Genomic DNA, 21,270 nt, shown 5'->3' on the forward strand with positions numbered 1-21,270 from the left:
AAGACAACTGGGGAGGTTGGTTAATACGAACGGGACAGTGGAGGAGAGGGTCCGAACGAGTGACGCGGGGACTCGTGGGGCGGTCGGTAAAGTCGGCGATCAGCGCCGCACGGCCGGTGTCACCGTCCTCGACGGCGCGGACCAGGCGGGGCAGCAGCGCGGACTCGCGCCGGAAGACCCGGTGGACCACCACCATCTCGTCGGTATGGGGGCGTTGTTCGGCGGAAGGCATGACAGCCGTACGGCGGAGGGACACGCTCACTTGCTCCAGCAACTCGGTTCAGGACAACAGGAGAGCACCGTGCCTCCCACCGCTTGGCGCGTGCTTGGCGATGACTTGGCGTCGTCCGCCACGACGTCCTGGGGTGCCTCGGCGTCGTCCGCCACGATGTCGGCACACGACGTCGGCGTGCGACGTGGTGATGCGCTCACCGCGGCCCTCGGCGCATGTCCCGCGTCCCTCGCGGCCAGGCCGTTTAGCTTCTGTTGAGGGACTCGGCGCGCCGCTCGGGTAGATTCCCGCGGCGTGCTGCGTATTCGAGTCCTGGGACCGCTGGGCGCCGATGTCGGGGGGAAGCCGGTCGAACTGGGGGCTCCGCGGCAGCGGGCCGTCCTCGCCCTGCTGATCGCTGCCCGCCAGGGCGTCGTCCCCGTGGACCGGATCGCGGAGGACGTGTGGCGTGGGGCGCCCCCGGCCAAGGTCTCCGCCTCCCTGCAAGCCTATGTGTCGAACCTGCGGCGTCTGCTGGAACCGGAGCGGCCCCCGCGCACGCCTGCCGCCGTCCTGGTCACCTCCCCTCCGGGGTACGCCCTGCGGCTGCCGGACGAGGCGGTGGACGCCTGGCGGTTCGAGACATGGGTCGGACGAGCCCGTCACGCGCCCGCCGACCGGGCACGCCGACTGCTCGCCGAGGCGCTCGGCTGGTGGCAGGGTCCTCCCTTCCTGGAACACGCGGACGAGCCGTGGACCGCGCCGGAGGCGGCCCGCCTCACCGAGCTCTGCGCGCAGGCCCGTGAACTGGCCGTGGCGGCCGACCTCGGCACCGGGCACGCGGCCGAGGCCGTCCTCACGGCCGAAGCACTGGTCCGGCAGAGCCCGTTGAGGGAAGAGGGATGGCGTCTGCTCGCCCTCGCCCACTGGGGCTGCGGCAGACAGGCCGACGCGCTGTCCTGCCTGCGCCGCGCCTCGGCGGTGCTGCGTGAGGAACTCGGCTGCGACCCGGGACCCGCCCTGGCCGGACTCGAACAGGCGATCCTTGCGCAGCGGCTCGACGTACTGCGGGCGGCCGTGCCGGAACACGCTCCGGCGAGCACGCTCACGATCACCGCCCCGGGGCGCGCTCAGGACGCGGCGGCGGAGGAGGCCGCGTCCGGGCCGGCGGCTGCCGGCACCGCCGAGGCACTCGTCCTGCGGTCGACGGCCCCCGATGTCCCGACCTCCCTCCCGCAGCCCCCGATCCCCGCCGCCCCGCCGATTCCTGCCGCCCCGCCGACACCTGTCGCCCCGAAGCCGCTGCCCGTCGACGTCCCGCGCACCCCGCACGGCCTCTTCGTCGGCCGCAGCGCCGAGTTGGACGCCGCGGACCTGGCCGCGCGGGCGGCCCGGCGAGCGGGTGGCGTGCTGCTCGTGACCGGCGAGGCGGGCGCGGGCAAGTCCGCGCTCCTGGAACGGTTCGCCGGCCGGCTGACGGAGGCGGGCTGGAGGACCGTGCTGGGGCGCTGCCCGCAGGACGAGGGGGCCCCGCCCGCCTGGGCCTGGGTGGAGGCGCTCGGCGCCCTCGCCCGCGCCGTGCCGCCGCCACGCCCCGAGGAACTGGCCGCGCTGCTGCACGAGCCCGAGAACGTGACCGTCATGTCACGCGACGAGGCGACCGCCGGACGTTTCCACATGCACCGCGCCGTCACCTCGTGGCTGCGCACCGCCGCCGCCGGACGACCCCTCGCCGTCCTCCTGGAGGACGTGCACCGCGCCGACGCCGAGACGCTCGCCCTCGTCGAGGCCGCCGCCCAGGTCACCGGCGTCCCGCTGCTCACCGTCGTCAGCTACCGCCCGGCCGAGGTGGGGGAGCACCTCGTCAAGGCCCTCGCCCACCTCGCCCCCGGCGTCCCGCACCGGGTCGCGCTCGGCGGCCTGCCGCCACGGGACGTCGCCACGGTCGTCCATGCCGTCTGCGGCGCGTCCGTCGACCAGACCACCGTGGCCGCGCTCGCCGAACGCACCGGCGGCAACCCGTTCTACGTCCTGGAGAGCGCGCGCCTGCTGGCCGACGAGGGCGCCCTGGTCGCCGTCTCCGAGGTGCCCCAGGGCGTCCGGGACGTGCTGCGCAGGCGGCTGGCCCTCCTGCCCGACGCGGCCCGCTCCGCCCTGCGACTGGCGGCCGTCACCGGACTGGAGGCCGAGGTCGCCCTCCTCGTCGACGCCGCCGACGCCGACGAGGACACGACGCTCGAAGGACTCGAAGCGGCCGTGGCCGCCGACCTGCTCACCGAGCCAAGACCCGGCCGTGTCCGCTTCGTGCACGCGCTGGTTCGCGACACCGTCTACACCGACCTGTCCGGCGTACGACGGGCCCGTCTGCACGACCGCATCGCGCGGGAGCTGCGCCGCCACCGCCCGGACGATCTCGCCGCCCTGGCCCACCACTTCGCCCGGTCGGGACGCACCGCCAACGCGCCGCTCGCCGTCGACTACGCGCTGCGGGCGGCCGAACTGGCCGAACGGCGCTACGCCCACGACGTCGCCGTGGAGCTGATCCAGCAGGCCCTACAGGCGCACACCGCGGCCGTGTCCTGTCCCGGGGCCGGGCCGGAACGGACGGTGGAGCTCCTCGTGCGGCTGCTGAGCGCGCAGTTGCGGGCCGGGGCGACGGACGCCGCCCGGCACACCCGGCAGCGCGCGGTCGAACTGGCGGTGCGCGCCGACCGGGACGACCTGGTCGCGGCGGTCTACGGGGCCTGGACCGAGCCCACACCCTGGCGCAGCCGACTGGACGGCTTCTTCGACCGGACGGCCCTCGCCCGACTGGAACGGCTCGCCCACGACCACAGCCTGAACGACGTGACGCGCGCCCGCGTCCTCCAGGTACTCGTCGACGCCGTGGCCCCGGAGGACGCGCGGCGGGCCCGCGGAGCAGCCGACGCGCAACTGGAGTTGGCGCGAACCAGCGCCGAACCGCGCCTGCTCGCGTCCGCGTTGATGACCTCCGCCAAGCTGCTGCCGCACGAGGAGCAGACCGACGCCCGGGGCCCGCTCGTCGCCGAACTGCGCACTCTGGCCCGGGAACACGACCTGCCCGCCTACCGCTGGACGTGCGAGCACCTCGACGGCATGACGGCGGCAGCCCGCAACGACCCGGACGGCCTGCGCCGGCACACCGCCGACGGACTGCGACTCGCCCGCCGCTACCGGATGGTGTGGGCGCGGGGCATAGCGGCGACCACCTCCGCCATGCTGGCGAAGATCGAGGGCCGCTTCGCCGAGGCGGAGGCCGGATACGCCGAAGCCGACGATCTGCTGAGGCGGGTCGGAGCGCACTACGCCACGGGACCGCGCCTCCTCGGACAGATCACCCTCCTGCTCACCCAGCAGCGCACCGCCGAACTGGAGCCGGTCGTGCGGGGGTTGTACGAGGCCGTCGGCGCCCCCGTCGCCGTGGCGCACGCCCTCGTCCTGGCCCGCCTGGGACGGCTGGACGAGGCGCGGGCGGTCCGCTTCCCGGCGCGGCCGGTGACGGACCACCTCTACGGGCTGGAGCTGGACTACCGCAGCGAACTGGCCGTCCTGCACCGGGACACCGACACCGCTGCCGCGTTGATCGCCCAACTGGTGCCCGTACGGGACCAACTCGCCGGCGCGGCGGGCGCGGCCTACGCGACCCGCCCGCTCGCCCACGCCCTCGCCGACCTGTACCGCCTCGTCGGCGAGGAGCGCGCCGCCGCCGAGCACTACGCCCAGGCCGAACGCGTGGCACAGGCCTGGAACTCGCCCTACCTGGCCTCCGCCGCCCGCCGGGCCGCTGACGGACTCTCGACGAGCCGGGCGCGGCGGCGGACCATGGCGACCTGAGGATCTCGCGCGGACCGCACGTCTCACCGTTCCCGATCATCGTTCCCGAAGGCGCCACCACCACCAGCGCCCCGCCGTCCACTCGCACGCCGGACCCGGGTCCGGGAGAGTGCGGCGTTCGAACTCCGCGTCGATCCGTTCCACCAGGCGGCCCAGATCCGCTCGGGCTCCTGCGGGCAGATGCCGCAGAGCCACTTCCAGATCATCGCGTCCGTCTTCGATCTCGATGCCGGGGCTCTCGTACGGTCCGCTCAGATACCGTCCCGGCTCACGGAAAGCCCACTCGAACCGGCTGAGAGCATGGGCGACCGCGTCCGGCCACAGGTGTTCGGCCTCGACGCGCCGTATCGCCGCACGGGTTCGAGCCGATACGGAGGGAATCCGACAGACCGGCATGTGCTTGCGTGGCCGCCACCGCTCGGCGCGGACGGCCTTCGGGCGCCTACGTGGCATCGCCCTTTCGGAGGAGAGTCATGCCGGCATTGTGCCAGGCATCCGAATGCCGCGCGTTTCCTTTTCGGCCAGCGCACCGCCGGGCCGGTGAACGATGTTCATCGGCCGTGATAGCCGAATGGGAGGGCGGGTAACCGGAAGTGGCCCATACGACTTTGGGGGCCACTGTGATCAAGGTTCTTGTTGTGCACGACACTTGCCTGCTGCGGCAGGCGTTGGCCACGCTGTTATGCCGGGAGCACGACCTGGAAGTGAGCGCGGCGTCATGGCCGGAGGCGGTGACCGGGCTCGTCTCCTGGCAGCCCCGGGTGTGCGTGGTGGACGTGGACGCCCCGGGCCCGGCGGCGCCCCCGTCCCAGTGGGAGCACTTCGCCGAGCGCGCTACGGCGGAGAAATGCGGGCTGCTTCTGCTGGCGCCGCCCAGCAGACCGGGGCTCCTTCATCGCGCCTCACGGGCGCAGGCGTTGGGATACGTCAGCAACGACGAACCCTGCGAGGCTCTTTTGGGGGCCATCAGACGGGTCGCGCAGGGCAAGCAGTTCGTCGACACCTCGCTGGGGTGGGATTTTCTTCAGGCGGCCCGAGTTCCCTTGACGGAGCGGGAGTTGAGCGTGCTGTCGCTCGCCTCGCAGGGAGCCTCCGTCGCCGAGATAGCGGGGGACCTGCATCTGACGCACGGCACCGTACGGAACTACCTGTCGACCATCACCCGCAAGACGGGCGCCCGCAACCGCGTCCACGCCATCCGCATCTCCCAGGAGGCGGGCTGGGTCTGAGCCCGCCGAGACCGCTCACTCGCGGCCCGCGACGGCCGCGTCCTCCCAGTGGCCGACCAGGTCGCGGTAGAGCGCCGATCGCGCCAACAACTCCTCGTGGGTGCCGAATTGGTCGTCTGCGCCGTCCATCAGCAGGATCCGTCCGGCGCGTCGGGCGGAGCTGATGCGGTGCGCGACGACGACCAGGCTTCCGGGTCTGCGGGCGAAGGCCAGCTCCGCGCGGGCCTCGGCTGCCGGGTCGAGGTGGCAGGTGGCCTCGTCCAGCAGGGCCAGGGGCGCGGGTGAGAGGTAGGCCCTCGCCAGCGCGATCAGTTGGGCCTCGCCCGCGGAGAGCGCCGGGGGATCGACCGACGCGTCGAGCCCGCCGAGCCTGTCGGCCAGAGCACCGAGCCCCAGACGTGTGACGGCGGCGAGCACCGTCGCCTCCGGCGGGGGAGCGGGGCACAGGTACAGCAGATTGTCGCGGAGAGTCCCTGAGAACACGTACGCCTCCTGCGGCACGAGCACCCGCAGCGCGGCCAGCTCCTCCGCGGGCCGACCGCTCACCGGCACGCCGGCGACCCGTACCTGGCCGCCACGGGGGATCAGCAGGCCGGCGACGAGACCGGCGAGGGTCGACTTGCCGATACCGCTCGGCCCGACGACGGCCAGGTGCCCGCCCTCGGGAAGGCTGAGCCGCAGGTCGCGGACGACGGGGGTGGTGTGGTCGCCGTGGGCGAAGGTGACGCCGTCGAGCTCGACGGCAGGCCCCCCGACCGACACCGAACCGACAGCCTTGGTCCGGCTGTTGCTGCCACCCCGCTCCGTGCGAACCGGCTCATCCCACAGCCGGCGCAGGATCGTTCCCAGTCGTGTGCCCGCCGTGCCCAAGCCCTGGGTCAGGCTGTGCAGCGCCGGTAGCAGTGACTGTGTGACGTACACGAGTGCGCCCGCCAGGGCGCCCGCTGTCACTCCGTGGCGTAGCAACCATGGCGCGGTGATCAGCAGCAGCACGACCGGCAGCCGTACCGCGAGGGCGAGGGCGAGGACGCGTGACACCTCCCACCGGGCCAGGGCGCGGGCCGCACGGAACTCGGCGGCGATCAGGGCGTCGGTCTCCGTCGCCATCGCCTCCTCCGCGCCCGCCGCGGTGATGTCCCGCAGGCCGGCGGCGAGGTGTCCGCACTGCCGTGCCAACTCCTCGTCGGCGGACAGGTATGCGTCCTGACGCCGGGCCAACGGTCCGAGGGCGGCGACGAAGACGCACAGTCCGGCGATCAACGGCGGTGCCACCACCGCCAGTAGCAGCGGACTCAGCGCGAACAACCCGGCCAGAGCCCCGACCGCGGTGAAGACGAAGGAACGGGCCGCCATCGCCACCCCGGCGAAGGTGTCCCGGGCGAGTTCCACCTGCTGGGTGAGTCGCGAGACCGCGGTCGCGTCGGTCCGGTGGGGCCCCGCGACGGCCGTGTCCAGGGCGGTGGAGACGACCCGGCGTACGAGCGCGTCCCGCAGCGGCTCGACCAGCCCCGCCAGCGCCCGGTACGCACGCCCCGTACCGAAGGCCGCGGCGACCACCGACAGACCGGCCACCCCCAGCCACGCCAGGCCGAGATCCGGCCGTCCGCCGAGGAAACCGTCGTCCAGCGCGCGTGCCAGTGCCACGCCCAGCAGGAAGGTCTGCCCGGCCTCCAGCACGGACCATCCGGCCAGCGCGGTGATCGCCCGCCTGCGGCCGCGCAGGAAGGCGAAGCCCGCGTCGCGCAGACCGCGCCCGGCCGGCGCAGGGCCGTCGTCACGGGGCGCGGCGGACATCCAACCCCCCTCCGGCAGGCCCCGGTTGATGGGCCGCACCCGGCGAGTGGGCCTCGGCATCCGGCGTCGGCTCGAAGACCGCGCGGTACTCAGACAGACCCCACAGCGTGGTGTGCGGTGCGACCGCCCGTAAGCGCCCGCAGTCGAGCCAGGCCACCAGGTCGGCGCGGGCCGCGGTGGACGCGCGGTGCGCGACGACGACACGGGTGCGGTCGCCGAGGCCGTGCCACAGGGCGGCGTCGACGCGGCGCTCGGTGACGGTGTCGAGGCTGGAGGTGGCGTCGTCCAGCACGAGAAGCCGGCCGGCGTGTGCGAACGCCCGTGCCAGGCCGAGGCGTTGTGCCTCGCCGCCGGACAGGGCGACGGTCCGGCAGGGGGTGTCGTAGCCGTGCGGCAGCAGGCGGACGAAATCGTCGGCGCACGCCTGGCGGGCCGCCGAGACGACGGCACGTCGCGGAAGGGGAGTCGGGCCGAAGCCGATGGTGCCGCCGATGGTGCCGCCGAGCGGCGCCGGACGTTCGAAGGCGTGACCGACCGCGCGGCGCAGCGCGTCTCGGCGCAGCTCCGGCAGCGGCACCCCGTCCAGGAGCACGGTGCCCTCGTCGGGATCGGTGAGCCGCCCCGCCAGCGCGGCGAAGACCGACTTGCCCGCTCCGGAGACCCCGACGACGGCCAATGACGAACCTCCCGGAACCAGCACGTCAATGGACCGGAGCACGGTGTGGCCGCCGCGCACCACGGAGACGCCGCGGAACTCGAGCCGTCCGGTGCCGGTCGGCAACGCGCGCGTGCCGTGCGCGGGGGCGGGCGCGGCGAGGATCTCAGCGACCCGGCCGGCGGCGGCCCGGCTGCGTACGACGTCGTTGACGCGGGAGACCAGCAGACCGATGCCGGCGGCGAGCGCGGCGTAACGGGATGCCGCGAGCAGTTCGCCGACCGTCAGGCGGTGAGCGGCCATGAGCAGGCCGCCGACGGCCAGGACGAGGATCTGGAGCAGCGGAAGGACCACCGCGGCGCGCGCCGTGGAACGGCCCAGGACGTGCCAGGTCCTCGTTCCGTGCCGCCCCAGTTCGGGCAGCGCGCTCAGGACGCGGGACGTCTCACGGCGCACGGTGCCCGCGGCGGCCACCGTCCGCGCCCCGCCCAGCGCCTCCAGCAGGTGACCGGCCATGCGGCCCTGGACCTGCTGGTAGTGCGCGACGCTGTCGGAGGTGTCGCGCACGAAAGCCCGCAGCAGCAGCACGAGCAACGGGATGCCGAGGACGAAGACCGCGCCCAGCCAGGGATCGAGCAGGGTGAGGGCGACGAGTGCGCCCAGCGGGGTGACCACGGCGGTCGGCAGTCCGGCCACGGCGGCCGGCGCGGCACCCGCGTGGGCCGTGTTTCCGACCAGCCGGGAGGTCAGGTCGCCGGGGGAGAAGCGGTCGCGGGCGGACGGACCGACAGCGAGCACGTGACGCAGCAGCCGCCCGCGAGCCCAGGCAGCCGCACGCGCCCCCGTCGTGCCGGTGAGCAGGGCCTCGCCCGCCTGGGCAACGACCAGGGCGCTGGTCAGGGCCGCCGCCAGAGAGATCCAGGGCCAGGCGGATCCGGCCGCCGGCCGCCGCGTCAGCAGGGCGTCGAGGGCGTGGGCGAGGACAGCGGGCATGGCCAGTTCCACGGCCGCGATGAAGACCCCGATCAGACAGAGAGCGGTGCAGCGTCCGGCGCTGTGACGTACAACGTCACGCAGAAGGAGGTCAGTTGAGGTTGAGGGATCTGGCTCGTCGCGTCGACTTGCGCCCAGGCGCATCGCTTCGGCCTTCCCGGGCGGGCCCCCGACGATGCTGCACGTCGGGGGCCCGCCCGTCGGACTGTCACCGACGCTCGGCCGTCACGAGGACGAAGGCGCGCCGAGGCAGGGTGGTCATGTCACAGGCAGAGGGTGGTGGACGACGTGCTGGCGGAACACAGCAGCAGACTCGCGCTGCTGACCGTCGAAGCGGCGTCCTCCTGGGTCTCGGTCGGCTCGGGGAGTTCGAGCTGCTGAAGGTCGAGCAGTACCATGGTTCATCCTTTCGGCTGAGTGCCGCCTCCGTGACCACCAGGGCGTCGCCCAGCGGGATCCCCGCCGGTGACCTCCTCGGGTGGCGTCGGTACGGACGCGGCGTGTGCGACTGGATTTTCCGTTTCGGCCCCCGACTGCGGGGACCGGCTCTGGGGCCGCCGTAGCGGCGGGAGGAAGGGGAACGCGGCAGGCCGCTCGTCGAGCGCGGCGCCGATCGCCAGCAGGCAGCCGGCCGTTCCCGTGGCGAGGTCCGTCGACAGGCGCATCACCTGGTCCCCGGCGAAGGCCAACTGCCCTCGGTAGGGCACCGCGTGCCACGCCAGCCGGGCGATCTGGTCGGCCAGCCGACCGGAAACGTCCTCGGGGACGGTGGTGCGGGCCAGGTGCAGCACCATGCCCGCGCGTCCGCCGAAGAGACCGGACTGGGCGTAGAAGCGTGAGGTGGCGGCGGGCAGGATGGCCGTGCGGGCCCGTGCGAAGTCCGGGTCGTCGCGGCGGGCGAGGTAGTCGTCGAGCACCATGGCGATGCCCACGCTGCCCCGGCCGAGATACGGCATGGAGCGGCGGCCCTCGTCCACGGCGAGCGCGCCCGAGCGGTCGGTCGCGCAGTGCGCGAGGTCGGCGCGGAGATGGCGGGCGGCCAGGTCGAGCAGGGCGGTGTCCCCGGTGCGCTCGTGCAGCCGGAGGAAGCACAGCGCGGGGCCGCTGGAGCCGTGCAGCAGGCCGGCTTTGCCCGCCGGGCGCTGCTGCCGCCCACTGCGGCTGACGTCGGTGCCGGTGCCGGTGCGGTTGCCGCTGGCGGTGTCGTTGCCGCTGTCTCTGTCCGCGAGCAACCGCGCCGCGTCGAGGGCGTGTTCGTGCAGAGCAGCCTCGCCCGTGATCCGTGACAGGTCGTCCAGAGCGAGTGCGACCCCGGCCAGCCCGCCGTACAACTCGGGCCCGAGCCGCTGCCAGTTCTCGTCGAGCACCCTCTCGGCCAGCTTCAGCGCGGGCCCGGTGTGGCCGAGGCGCGCCAGGACCCAGGCGGTGCCGAGCAGCCCGTCGAACAGACCGAGCGGAGTGCCGGCTCCGGGCTCGGCGGTACGGCGCAACAGCCATTCCTCACCGGCCTGGTGGCGCGGGCAGCCGGTCTCGGCGAAGGCATACAGGACACCGGCCGCGCCGTTGGCCAGGCTGGTTCCGCCGCCCTCCCTGAACTGGTCGACGTCGCCGGGATAGAGGCGGTCGTCGCGCTCGGGCGTGGCGCTCGCGAGGATGGCCCGGTACATCGACGTCCGGCTGCGGGGCCAGTCGCCCGGCTCGACCGGGAGGTACCGTCCACCAACCCTCTCCCTGTCCCCCTCCCCGCCGCCGATCTCCCGCACCGCATCGGTCAGGAACGCGCGCGGCACAGGAAACTCCCCGGCCGCCGCCTCGGCGAGATGAGCCGCCTTGGCCCGGTCGACGGTGAGCAGCGTCGTCAGGGGAAGGAAGAGCGCGAGGCGCAGGCACGCCAGGGCGTAGCGGTCGATGGCGAAGCCCTGCCGGTCGGCCGGCGCGAGGAAGCCGGGGTGGGCGACGACCTGGCGTCGCCCCTCGTCGACGTGAGCGGCGGCCTCGAAGTCGATCAACCGCACCGAGTTCTCGTCGGGGCCGACGAGGATGTTGAACAGATGCAGGTCGTTGAAGACGACCCCGCGATCGTGCACGACGGCGACGGCCTCCTCGACCGACCGGTGCATGCGCAGCGCCCAGTCGGTGTAGTCGGCGAGCACACCGGGATCGGGATCGGCGACGAGCAGCGGATGGCGGCGGCCGAAATAGGTGTTGAGGGTGTTCCCCTCCAAGTGCTCCATCACCAGGAAGCGATGGTCACCGAGCGAGAACCAGTCCCGCACCTCGGGTGCCACGCCCGACCCGGAGAGCCGTTCCAGCGCCGCCCGCTCGCGTTCCAGGCGGGTGACGGCGTCGGCGCCGTCCGCCGCCAGACCGGCGTGCGGCCGGGCCTCCTTGAGGACCACCTTCTCCCCGGTGCGCAGATCGCGGCCGACGTACACCCCGCCGCCGTTGGAGAAGTGCAGGGCCTGCTCGATCCGGTAGGGCAGGTCATGGGTGGTCGTGGCGTTGCGGGCGGCCAACTCCGGTTCCAGGAAGGGGGGCAGGGTCACCCACTCCGGCACGTGGAACGCGGGGTCCCTACGGTCGGGCACCAATCGGCCCTCGCCGTCCTCGATGGCCGGTACGAGCGTTCCGTCGGGGCCGGGACAGAACCGCTGGGCGAAGCCCCCGTACCGCACGTACAGGGGCCCGCGCCGCCAGCGCAGGTCGGTGAGGATGTACGGACCCGGCTCGCCGTCCAGGAGGTCGCCCAACTCCTCCAGTGCCCGCCGGAGTTGGTTCTCGTCCTGCGGATAGAGGGTGGCGAACTTCCCGCTGGTGCCGCGGCCCGCGTACTTCGAGTTCCTCAGGAACAGGTGGTGGGGGCCGGGCACGAACTTGAACGGGATCGTGCGGGAGACGCAGTAGTCCCAGACGACGCCGGCCGTCTTCTCCGCGTTGTCCAGGCAGGCCGACACATGGATCTTCCAACCCTGCCTGGGCATGGGCCGGTCGTCCGGCGTGACATGCAGCCAGTCGCCGGCCGCGTGCCGACGCCAGTGCTTCGGTGCGGGCCGACGCGCGGGCTCGTAGTGCTGCGGGGTGCTGTCGTCCGCACCGGAGGGACGGTCCGGTGCGTCGGAGAGACGGTCCGGTGCGCCCGAGAGACGGTCCGGGGTCTCGTAGAAGTGGTCGTCGGCGAGGCAGAAGACCTCGTACCTCTTCTCCATGTGTCGCCTTCCGCTGGGTCGACTCCAGCTTCCGGCGCGCAGGCGTTCCGGGACAGTCACGCCTGTCATCGGTCACCCATGACAAACGCAGCACACCCGCACCCATGACGAACGCGGCACGGGCGCACCCATGACGAACGCGGCACGGGCGCGCCGTCGGCTACCGTCTCGGCCCCGCGAGGGCGTAGACGGCGGTCCCGGCGACCGTGAGGACCAGGGCCGTCCAGGTGCCCGCCGCCGTGCCGGGTGGCAGCAGCATCCAGGTCGCCACCTGCGCAGGCGTGCTCGTCGGGGCAGGGGCGAGGAACGAGCAGCAGAGCCAGGCGAACGGCAGCGTCCACGCGTACCGGCCGCCGGAGATCGCCGCGCCCAGCGCGGCCAGCCCCATCAGACCCGCGCTGTCCCGGACGACGAAGGCGACGGCGGCCGTGGATTCGCCCACCACCTGCACCCCCAGCAGCACCATGCCGACGACCGCCCCGGCGAGCAGCACGTGGGCCGCGCGGCGGGGACTCCAGCGGAACGCGGCCGTCCGGTCCAGCGCGAGGTCCTGCCCGCTGAACCCGGTCGAGGCCGCCATCGCCCCCATGGCGAGGACGAGCACGGGCAGCCGCGGATCACCCGGCCCGGCGGCCCCGTCCCTCGCGAGCGCGCACACCCCCACCGAGCTGATCACCACCGCGGCGAGCGAGGCGGGCACCTGCCGTGAACGCGCGTACAGCGTCAGCCATCTCATCGGGAGGCACCGCCGGACAGCACGCCGAGCGGGTCGCCCTCGCAGGAGAGCGCGGCGGCGTGCATGGCCTGGATCCGCGAACGCTGTTCGGCCCGTGGCAGCGCGGTGAACTCCTTCCATACCGGGCGGGCGACGGCGTTCCGGTAGTCGGCGGCGGGGGAGTCACCGCCGAGCGGCTCGCGGTCACCGAGGACCCAGCCGGCCGCGATGCTCCGCGCGGCGGCGTCGTTGACGTTGAGGGTGTCGCCCCAGCCGACGGGGGAGCACCCGGGCACCATCCCCTCGGCGATCAGCGCCCGTGTCAGCTCCTCGCCCCGCGCGGCGCTGACGAGGGAGTCGTCGAAGTCGATGAGGACGCTCGTGCGTGACCGCTGAGGCGTGGAGCCGTCCGGCAGTACGGCGGTGTCCTCGCGGATCGAGACCGGCGCCCGGTCGCCGAGGGCGGCGTGCAGCAGGCGCAGCGCCTTCCCGGCCGGATCCGTGAGGCCGGCCAGCCGCGCCTCGTGCGTCCTGGTCACGCACACCGGCCCGTCGCACACCGGCTCCGCGGCGGCCTCGTCGACGACGTACATCCGGCGAGGATCGGCGGGGAGGACGAGCACGGCGATTGCCGCGCCCGCCAGGACGGGGGCGAGGGCCGTCAACCGGGCGCGCGGGGTGGCGGCGACGAGCAGCGCGAAGCCGGTGGCGGCCATGCCCAGCAGCCAGATCGTCTGCCCGGCGTGCACGGGCGCGGAGAGCGTGAGGAGTACGTCGCGCACCTCCTGCACCGCCGGTGAGAGCAGCGAGACCAGGTTGGGCTCCGTGTCGGGGATCCCGGTCGCCGTGTCCGTGTCCGTCTCCGTCCGGCCCAGCGACATGTGCATGAGGGCGGTGAACACGAAGGCGGTCATGGCCAGCGCGGGCGGAGTGAGCGCCGACGGCACGGCGCGCGCGGCACCCATGCCCAGCAGGGCGCCCGCGACGAGGGACAGCGCTCCGACCAGCGAGATGGGCAGCCAACCGGCGTGCGTGTACGCGGTGTTGGTGGACACCTGGACCGCGCCGACGAGGACGAGGAGCGCGTAGGCGGAGGCGAGCGTGATCGCCGTGGTGCCGGCGAGCGCGGCCGCGCGGTGCCGGGCGGGCCGCGGCGTGCTCGCCAGCAGCTCGGACATCTTCGAGCGGTGGTCGCGCAGCCCTTGCAGCGCCCCGAGCCCCACGGCGAGGGGCCACAGGTAGAACAGCAGCGAGCGGGTCCACAGGGCCATGGTCGTCCACTGCGCCGTCCACGCGGTGGTGCCCCTCCACCACTCGGCGTCGAGCAGATACAGGAACGCCAGCGCGGTCGTGAGGACCACGACGCCGGCCCACGGGGCCACGGAGCGCCTCAACTCGATCAGCAGGACACGGATGTTCACCAAGTGCCCCTTTCCTGGCCGGGGTTGTGCAGCAGGGCGGAGTAGCCGCGCTCCAGGGGACTGTCGCCGACGTGCTCGGGCCCGCCCGCGGCGGCCAGTTCGTCCGGGGTGCCCTGGAAGAGGAGCCGCCCCTCGGCGAAGAGCACCACGTCGGTGCAGGCGGCGGCGACGTCCTCCACCAGATGGGTCGACACGAGCACACAGGTGTCCGCGCCCAGTTCCTGGAGCAGTTCGCGGAAGCGCAGCCGCTGCGCCGGGTCGAGGCCGACCGTCGGCTCGTCCAGCAGCAGGATCGTCGGATCGTTGACGATGGCCTGGGCGATGCCCGCCCTGCGCACCATGCCGCCGGAAAGGGCCTTCATCCTCTCGTCGGCGCGGTCCGCCAGCCCGACCCGTTCCACGGCGCGCTGTACCGCCGCGGGGATGTCCGCCTTCGGCACCTCCTTCAGCCACGCCATGTACTCGACGAACTCGCGCACGGTGAAGCGCTTGTAGTAGCCGAACTCCTGCGGGAGATAGCCGATCCGGCGGCGCAGCGCACGCTGCCCGCCCCTGCCGCCCACCGGTTCGCCGAGCAGTTCGAGGGTGCCCTCGGTGGGGCGCAGGACGGTGGCCAGCGTCCGGATGAGGGTGGTCTTGCCGGCGCCGTTGGGACCGAGTAGCCCGTGGACGCCGCCTCCCAGCGACAGGTCGAGGCCGTCGACGGCCATGCGTTTCTTGCCGACCCTGACCTTGAGCCCGGTGGCCCGGATCTCCCAGGCGTAGGGCGTCGGCGCGAGGTCGGCCGCGCTCACCGCGGACATCATGTGGTGGTCCTTTCCGATGGTCATCGCTGGGCTCCCAGCACCCGGAACGCGCCCCTGCGGGCGATCACGACGGCGGTGCCGAGGGCGAGGACGAGCCCCCAGGCGGGCAGCCCGTCCGGCTGGAGGGCGAGGGCGGTACGGCCGGCGGCCAGGGTCGGCCCCACGACCACGGCGGCCCACACGGCGGCCAGCGCGACGGCGGCGCGGGTCACGCCGACGACGGTGCCGAGGGCCAGCGTCGTCGTGGTGAAGGCGAGACAGGGCAGCAGCCACTGGGCCGCCGTCACCCCGGTCGCCCATCCGGCGGCCAGCAGCGCGGGCACGACCACGCCGAGCACGGACGCGGTGCGCCGCAGCACCAGCTGGAGCCCGGCCCTGGGCGCGGCGGCGGTCAGCTCGTAGGCGGGGTCCAGCCCCCGCGACCAGGACGCGGCGACGCCGAGGACGGGCAGGACCGGCGCGAACAGCAGCACCCACGACACCCCGCCGGAACCGGATCCGGAACTGAGACCGGAACCCGAACCGGAGCCGAAACCGGTCCCGGAACCGAAACCCGACCCGGATCCGAAACCCGCCCCGGACCCGGCCCCTGAACCGGCCCCGGAGCCCGTGCCGGTATGGGTCAGATCGAGCAGCAACGCCAGCAGCGTCACGCCCACCACCATGGCCAGCCACGGCGCCATCGCCGGCGTCAGCCACCGCGACAGCCGCGCCGTCCGCAGACGCCGCCCGCGCGGCATCGCGGGGATGACCGCCACCTGCGGTTCGAGCCCGCTCCACACGGTGTCGACGATCGACGCCACGGCGGGCACCCCCGCCCGGACGGCGTCGGCCAGCCGGTCCCGGCACACCCGGCACGCCTCCAGATGGGCCTCGACGGCCCACACCTCGTCGGCGGCGAGGTCGTCGCCGCCGCGCGCGTATCCCTCGATGATTCGCGTCGACGCATGTTCCACGCTCATGCCAGCGCCCTCCGCATCGCGATCCGGGCCCGGCGGGCACGGGTCTTGACCGTGCCCTCGGGCAGCCCGAGCAGGACCGCGGTCTCCCGGACGGAAAGCCCGTCGAGCACCATGGCCTGCAACACCTGTCTCAACTCCGGCGCGAGACGCCGCAGCGCGTCCCCTACGTCACCGCCGACGCTCGCCGCGAGCGCCTCCTCCTCCGCGGCGGGCACCGCCTCGGGCACGGCGGCGGCCGGCGGGGGCTCGGCGTGGTGGGCCCGCCGCCGGAACGCGTCGACGAGGCGGCGCGCCGCGATCGTCCACAGCCACCCGGTGGCCGTGCCCCCGACGGCGGCCCCGGCGAACGCCCCTGCCGCCCGCCACACCGCCAGATACGTCTCCTGCATGACCTCCGCGACGATCTGCTCGTCCCCGCACCGTCGCCGCAGCCGCACCGCCATCCACGGCGAGGTACGCCGGTACAGCTCCTCGAACGCGGCCCGGTCCCCGTCGGCCACCAGCCGGACGAGCCGCTCCTCGTCCACCTCGTGCAGCGCTGCCTCGACTGATCTCACACCGGCTAGACGCGCGGGCCGGGCCGCAGGTTTTGCCGTGGACGTGACGCCCGCCACACACGCGAACCGGAAGCCAACTGCGAATCCCGCCCGAGCGCTTGACGGTCACACTGTGACTGCGTAGACATGTCAGCGCAGTCACACCCTCGGCGCAGGAGGAACCATGCAGAGAAGAAGCCTGGGCAAGACACTGGGCGCCCTCGCCGCCGCGTCCGCGCTGCTGGCCGTCCCCGCGTCCGGCGCGCAGGCGTACAACCCGACGGGCGGGATCCTCTACCGGCTCGGCGGCGACCCGTGCCTGAAGGGGCGCGGCAACTGCGCGGTCTACCCGAAGTCGGCCCAACTGCCCAGCGGGCGACTGGTCGCGGCGTTCGAGAAGTCCACGGTCGTCCCCGCGTCGGGAAGCGCCGACGGCCAGACCCTCCCGGTCCACAAGAGCGACGACCACGGCACGACCTGGCAGCCGCTGTCGGAGGCCAAGGCCCCGGCGTACCTCTCCAAGGACCCCAAGTACGCCAAGTACACGAGCAATTGGACCAACCCGTACCTCTACGTCCTCCCGCAGAAGGTCGGCGCGCTGAAGAAGGGCACGTTGCTGCTCGCCAGTGTCGTGTCGGGGGACGACCACTACTACACGGAGCACAAGGCGGCCGACCCGGCCTGGACGCCGGACAACGACGGCGACCGTGCCGATCTCGCCATCGCCCTCTACTCGAGCGTCGACGAGGGCAGGACCTGGAAGGTCGTCAACGTCATCGCCACCGGCGGCTGGCAGGGCGGCAGCGCGGGCGCGGTCGGCCGCAACGTCGCGGCGGCGAACGACCACCGGCAGGTGGATCCCCTCTGGGAGCCGTACCTGATGGTCCACAAGGGCAAGCTGGTCTGCTACTACTCCGACGAGAACGACTACGTCGGCTTCGACCCGGTCACCGGCGTCCCGACCCCCGACCCCGCCAACGGCACGGCCCCCGACTCGCACGGCCAGATCCTCGTCCACCGGACATGGGACGGCGGCAGCGCCAGGTGGAGCGACCCGGTCGTCGACGTCGCCGGCTCCCGCCAGGACATGGGCGGCGGCAAGACGGAGATCGGCGGCGGGCGGCCGGGCATGACCAACGTCGTCCCCACGACGGACGGCAGGTGGATCCTCACCTTCGAGTACTGGGGCGGCGGCGCCAACACCCGGTACGTGATCGCCGACGACCCGCTGAAGTTCTTCCGCGGCTCCCAGGCGGGCATGTCCGTCGGCGCGCTGCCGGTCGTCGCCGGCTCGCGCCCCCTCGCGGGCGGCGGCAGCCCGGTCCTCGTCCGGCTCCCCGACGGACGCCTGGTGTACAACGCCGCGAACAGCGGCGACGTCTGGGTCAACGACAGCGGACGCGGCGACGGGGTGTGGACCGAGTACCAGACGACCTCACCGGCCGGCTACAGCCGCAACCTCCAGTACGTCGACGGCACCGGCCGCGTAGCGATCCTCAACAACCAGGGCGTCTCCACGATCGCCTACGCGGAGGTCGACCTCGGCGACTCGGACGGCGCCTACTACCGGCTCGTGAACCGGAGGACCGGCCAGGTGATCGGCACCGGCAACAGGACCAACGACGCCAACCTCGGCATCGGGGACGTGCCCGACGTGGTCCTGGAGGACGCCGGAGCGGCGGCGGACCCGGACACCCAGTACTGGCACGTGGTGACCGCGCCGAACGGCGGCACGACCCTGCTCAACAAGTCGGGCGGCCGAGCGGCGGCCGTCTGGACGGGAAACGCCACGGTCGGCCAGAAGATCGGCCAGTGGGTCGACGACCGCTCCTCGGGCAGCTGGAACCTCGTCGCAACCTCCGACGGCCACTACAGGCTTCAGTCCGCCGAGAACACCGGCCTCTATCTGACCGGCGCGTCCGCCGGGGCTCAACTGACCCTTCAGAACGCGGTCTCCGATGGGTCGCAGGACTGGAAGCTCGTGCGGTAGCGCCTCCGTCGAGCACGCGCCGAGCACGCCGAACACACGCCGAGCACTCGGCGGCGGCGTCGCATGCGGCATCGTAGGGTGGCTGCGGCAGCCGAGGAGCCGGACCACCGAACACCGGGAGACGTCGAGATGCGGGCACGAGGACGGGACGGAGGTCCCACCGCGCCGCGAAGCGTCGACGTCGCCGAACGGGCGGGCGTCTCCCAGAAGACGGTGTCCCGGGTGCTCAACGGTGAACGATATGTCTCCGAGGACGTGCGCCGCCGCGTCCTCGAAGCGGCCGAGCAGCTCGGCTACCGGTTGAACAGCGCGGCCCGAGCCCTCGCCTCGGGCCGCACCCGGACCATCGGCGTGGTGGCCCTCGGGACCGCCCTGTTCGGTCCCGCGTCCCTGCTCCTCGGCGTGGAGCGGGCCGCGAGGGACGCCGGGTACGCCTTGACGATCGTCAACACGCTCGAAGGCGACCCCGGGGGAGTCGGCGGCGCCGTGCGGTCGCTGCTGGAGCGGGGTGTGGACGGCATCGTCGTGTCGGAGCCCATCGACGAGGGCGCCGATCCGTTCTCCTGCGACGTACCGGTGCTCGTGCTGGGCGCGCCGGCCGGCACCGGCGCGGGGGAGCGGACCCTGTGCGCCGGAGTGGACGCCGAAGCGCTGGCCCGCGCCGCCACGGAACACCTGCTGGACCTAGGCCATTTGACGGTCCATCATCTCGCCGGACCGCAGCGGTGGTTCGCCGCCAGGGACCGGATGGCGGGATGGCGGCAGGCCCTCGAAGCACGCGGCTGCGAGCCGCCGGCGCCCGTCGAGGGCGACTGGTCGGCCGCGTCCGGATACGCGGCGGGCCGTGAACTGGCCGCCAGGGACGACCTCACGGCGGTGTTCGCCGCCAACGACGACATGGCCATCGGCCTCACCCGCGCCCTCACCGAAGCCGGGCTACGGGTGCCCGAGGACGTCAGCGTCGTCGGGTTCGACGACGTTCCGCTGGCCGCCTACGTCCTTCCGCCGCTGACGACGGTGCGCCAGCCGTTCGACGCCGTGGCCCGCGACGGGCTCCGGCTGCTCGTGCGCGCCATCGAGAACCCGGACGCGGAGTCGTCGACGGCGCGGAAGCAGCCCGTCGAACTCGTCGTACGTTCCTCCACCGCGCCGCCGAGACCTCGGGACCCCGGCCGGCTGCCGCCCGCGGCTCCTCCGACCGGCGGCCTGTGATCACCAGTTGGGCGTCACGTCGGTGCCGAAGCCGCCGCCGGCCGGGCGCTTCTCGAAGTGGAGGTGCGGGCCGGTGGCGTTGCCGGTGTCGCCGACCTCCCCGATCTTCTGGCCCGCCCTGACCGAACCTCCGTTCACGCTCCGGTCGGAGAGATGGCAGTACCAGTAGTCGAATCCGGCGGCGCGCAGGACGAGGAAGTCGCCGAAGCTGGGATCGCGTCCGCTGCGGGCGATGGAACCGTTGAGCACCGCGACGCACGGCTTGCCCTGCGGCGCGGCGTAGTCCGCGCCCGTGTGATAGCCCAGGGACCAGTGCGGCCCCTTCTTCCGGTACGAGGTGGTGACTCCGTGCCCCGGCACGGGAGAGGCGACGCGGGCGCCCGGCGCCCTGGGCGTCGCGGCCGGGACGCGGAGCCGGTCCCAGGAGGCCTTGCCGGGAATGCCGTTGGCGTCGGCTCCGGTGAACCGGAGCTTGCGCTGCCAGGCGGCGTACGACTGTTGGTCGGCGACGGTCCACTCGGGACCGGGGCCCGTCGTGTATTTCCCGCAGCCCTCCGCCACGAGGCGCTTGCCCATCGCGGCGATCACGGGACTGCGTTGTCCGTTGCGGAAGAATGCCGTTCCCGGGAACGGCGCCAGCGCAGGCATGATGCTCCCTCTTCCTTCTCAGTTCGGAAAGGGGCCGGATCCCGGTGCGGGTCAACCGAAGAATCCGGTGGCGCCGACGGGATGCCCCGGTCACAGTCACCCCTGTTTCCACGATGCGCCCGATGGCAGGCGCGCGCAAATTCGGCAATACGCAGGCGCGCGACTCAGACTTGGGGCACACCCAGCCTGTCCCAGCTGAACCGGCCGGGGATGCCGTCGGCGGCGCTGCCGGCGAGTCCCAGCTTCTGCTGCCAGGCGAGGTAGGACCGCACATCGCCCGGACCCCACACGTCGATATGGGTGCTGGACGTGTAACGGTCGCAGTCCTCGGCGACGAGCCGGCCGTGCATGGCCGCGATGACGGGGGACGTGCGCCCCGGCCGGAAGAACGAGGATCCGGGGAACGGCTCGAACCGAGGCCCCACGGGCGGCGGTTCGGACGGCCGGAACACGAACGCCGGCCAGGAACCCGGGTCGACATGGTCGTTCTCCGGCACATGGGCATGCGCGTACCAGCCGCCCCGCGACCTCCATGTGTCGGTGGGACAGGTGTTGCGGGTCAGGGACGTCGGACGGCCCATGGGCCAGACGTCCGGAACGCCCCACGAGCGGATCCATGTGTGGAGGGTGTCCCAGCCCTTGCAGGGAGTGTCGACCAGCTTGGCGAACACCCGGCCGTCGACACGGCAGTGCGGGAAGAACAGGGCCTCTATCTGGATGACGACTTCGCCGGCCCGGTTGGTGCGCACCCCGCCGGCCGCGTCGAACACGGCTTTGCTGCGGGAGGTGGCAGGGAAGAACTGGGCGAACGCCCCGGTGAAGGGGTCCCACAGGAGGTGCGGCGCCTGCCCCTTGCCGTCGCCGGTGAAGAAGCCTTTCAGGTTGGTGAAGGGCACCAGGTTCAGAGGCGCCTGTGGGGTGGCCTCCAGGTCCGCCGTGATGTGGGCGATCGCCCTGGCGGGGAAGTCGGCGTCACAGGGAGCGTGATCCCCGAGGTCCGCCCGGAGAGCTTGGGGCAGCCATGGTTCAGGCATGGC

The 21,270-nt window shown here is 73.2% G+C and carries 15 protein-coding genes and 2 pseudogenes; 4 read left to right on the top strand and 13 right to left on the bottom strand.

The annotated features are described in order from the left end of the window. A pseudogene (locus tag ACFYX4_RS40200) lies at nucleotides 1–232 on the bottom strand (hypothetical protein); the annotation flags it as partial. 294 nt (nucleotides 233–526) lie between these two features. Here ACFYX4_RS40200 and ACFYX4_RS40205 point away from each other — a divergent pair. After that, nucleotides 527–4,066, top strand: a complete 3,540-nt coding sequence (locus ACFYX4_RS40205) for a BTAD domain-containing putative transcriptional regulator (RefSeq protein ID WP_389344796.1) — start codon at nucleotides 527–529, stop codon at nucleotides 4,064–4,066. A 620-nt stretch (nucleotides 4,067–4,686) separates the two neighbouring features. Further along, a complete protein-coding gene (locus ACFYX4_RS40210; RefSeq protein ID WP_389344798.1) occupies nucleotides 4,687–5,295 on the top strand; it encodes a LuxR C-terminal-related transcriptional regulator in 609 nt (202 codons plus the stop codon). A 15-nt stretch (nucleotides 5,296–5,310) separates the two neighbouring features. On the opposite strand, the gene ACFYX4_RS40215 is transcribed toward ACFYX4_RS40210, so the two are convergent. From ACFYX4_RS40215 to ACFYX4_RS40255, 9 genes are all read right to left on the bottom strand, one after another. Next, nucleotides 5,311–7,089 (bottom strand): ATP-binding cassette domain-containing protein, encoded by a 1,779-nt coding sequence (locus ACFYX4_RS40215; RefSeq protein ID WP_389344800.1) that lies wholly within the window; start codon nucleotides 7,087–7,089, stop codon nucleotides 5,311–5,313. After that, nucleotides 7,070–8,881 carry an ABC transporter ATP-binding protein gene (locus tag ACFYX4_RS40220; RefSeq protein ID WP_389344803.1) on the bottom strand — a complete coding sequence of 604 codons (1,812 nt, stop codon included), beginning with the start codon at nucleotides 8,879–8,881 and terminating at the stop codon, nucleotides 7,070–7,072. The genes ACFYX4_RS40215 and ACFYX4_RS40220 overlap by 20 nt, the downstream gene beginning before the upstream one ends. Nucleotides 8,882–9,000: 119 nt before the next feature. Next, a complete protein-coding gene (locus tag ACFYX4_RS40225; protein ID WP_389344805.1) occupies nucleotides 9,001–9,135 on the bottom strand; it encodes a SapB/AmfS family lanthipeptide in 135 nt (44 codons plus the stop codon). Between the two features lie 3 nt (nucleotides 9,136–9,138). Next, nucleotides 9,139–11,943, bottom strand: a complete 2,805-nt coding sequence (lanKC, locus tag ACFYX4_RS40230) for a class III lanthionine synthetase LanKC (protein ID WP_389344807.1) — start codon at nucleotides 11,941–11,943, stop codon at nucleotides 9,139–9,141. A 160-nt stretch (nucleotides 11,944–12,103) separates the two neighbouring features. Continuing rightward, entirely contained in the window at nucleotides 12,104–12,679 is a 576-nt protein-coding gene (locus tag ACFYX4_RS40235; RefSeq protein ID WP_389344809.1) for a hypothetical protein, read from the bottom strand. Continuing rightward, nucleotides 12,676–14,079, bottom strand: coding sequence for a hypothetical protein (locus tag ACFYX4_RS40240; RefSeq protein ID WP_389344811.1), 1,404 nt, complete (start codon nucleotides 14,077–14,079; stop codon nucleotides 12,676–12,678). Before ACFYX4_RS40240 ends, ACFYX4_RS40235 begins: the two co-directional genes overlap by 4 nt. Next, entirely contained in the window at nucleotides 14,076–14,909 is an 834-nt protein-coding gene (locus ACFYX4_RS40245; RefSeq protein WP_389344813.1) for an ABC transporter ATP-binding protein, read from the bottom strand. Before ACFYX4_RS40245 ends, ACFYX4_RS40240 begins: the two co-directional genes overlap by 4 nt. After that, a complete protein-coding gene (locus tag ACFYX4_RS40250) occupies nucleotides 14,906–15,847 on the bottom strand; it encodes a zf-HC2 domain-containing protein (RefSeq protein WP_389344815.1) in 942 nt (313 codons plus the stop codon). Before ACFYX4_RS40250 ends, ACFYX4_RS40245 begins: the two co-directional genes overlap by 4 nt. Further along, nucleotides 15,844–16,404, bottom strand: coding sequence for an RNA polymerase sigma factor (locus ACFYX4_RS40255; RefSeq protein ID WP_389344817.1), 561 nt, complete (start codon nucleotides 16,402–16,404; stop codon nucleotides 15,844–15,846). The genes ACFYX4_RS40250 and ACFYX4_RS40255 overlap by 4 nt, the downstream gene beginning before the upstream one ends. A gap of 163 nt (nucleotides 16,405–16,567) precedes the next feature. Between ACFYX4_RS40255 and ACFYX4_RS40260 the strand changes: the two genes are divergently transcribed. Both ACFYX4_RS40260 and ACFYX4_RS40265 read left to right on the top strand, forming a co-directional pair. Continuing rightward, nucleotides 16,568–18,373 carry an RICIN domain-containing protein gene (locus tag ACFYX4_RS40260; RefSeq protein WP_389344819.1) on the top strand — a complete coding sequence of 602 codons (1,806 nt, stop codon included), beginning with the start codon at nucleotides 16,568–16,570 and terminating at the stop codon, nucleotides 18,371–18,373. A gap of 129 nt (nucleotides 18,374–18,502) precedes the next feature. Further along, a complete protein-coding gene (locus ACFYX4_RS40265) occupies nucleotides 18,503–19,585 on the top strand; it encodes a LacI family DNA-binding transcriptional regulator (protein ID WP_389344821.1) in 1,083 nt (360 codons plus the stop codon). On the opposite strand, the gene ACFYX4_RS40270 is transcribed toward ACFYX4_RS40265, so the two are convergent. From ACFYX4_RS40270 to ACFYX4_RS40280, 3 genes and pseudogenes are all read right to left on the bottom strand, one after another. Then, nucleotides 19,586–19,945: a M23 family metallopeptidase gene (locus tag ACFYX4_RS40270; protein ID WP_389344850.1), complete on the bottom strand. Its 360-nt coding sequence runs from the start codon at nucleotides 19,943–19,945 to the stop codon at nucleotides 19,586–19,588. It lies immediately after the preceding gene. Between the two features lie 42 nt (nucleotides 19,946–19,987). After that, nucleotides 19,988–20,230, bottom strand: a pseudogene (locus tag ACFYX4_RS40275) (peptidoglycan-binding protein); the annotation flags it as partial. A 167-nt stretch (nucleotides 20,231–20,397) separates the two neighbouring features. Further along, nucleotides 20,398–21,267 carry a peptidoglycan-binding protein gene (locus ACFYX4_RS40280; protein WP_389344823.1) on the bottom strand — a complete coding sequence of 290 codons (870 nt, stop codon included), beginning with the start codon at nucleotides 21,265–21,267 and terminating at the stop codon, nucleotides 20,398–20,400. Between the last annotated feature and the right edge of the window lie 3 nt (nucleotides 21,268–21,270).

Source organism: Streptomyces sp. NPDC002328, from assembly GCF_042890065.1.
Taxonomy (GTDB): Bacteria; Actinomycetota; Actinomycetes; order Streptomycetales; family Streptomycetaceae; genus Streptomyces.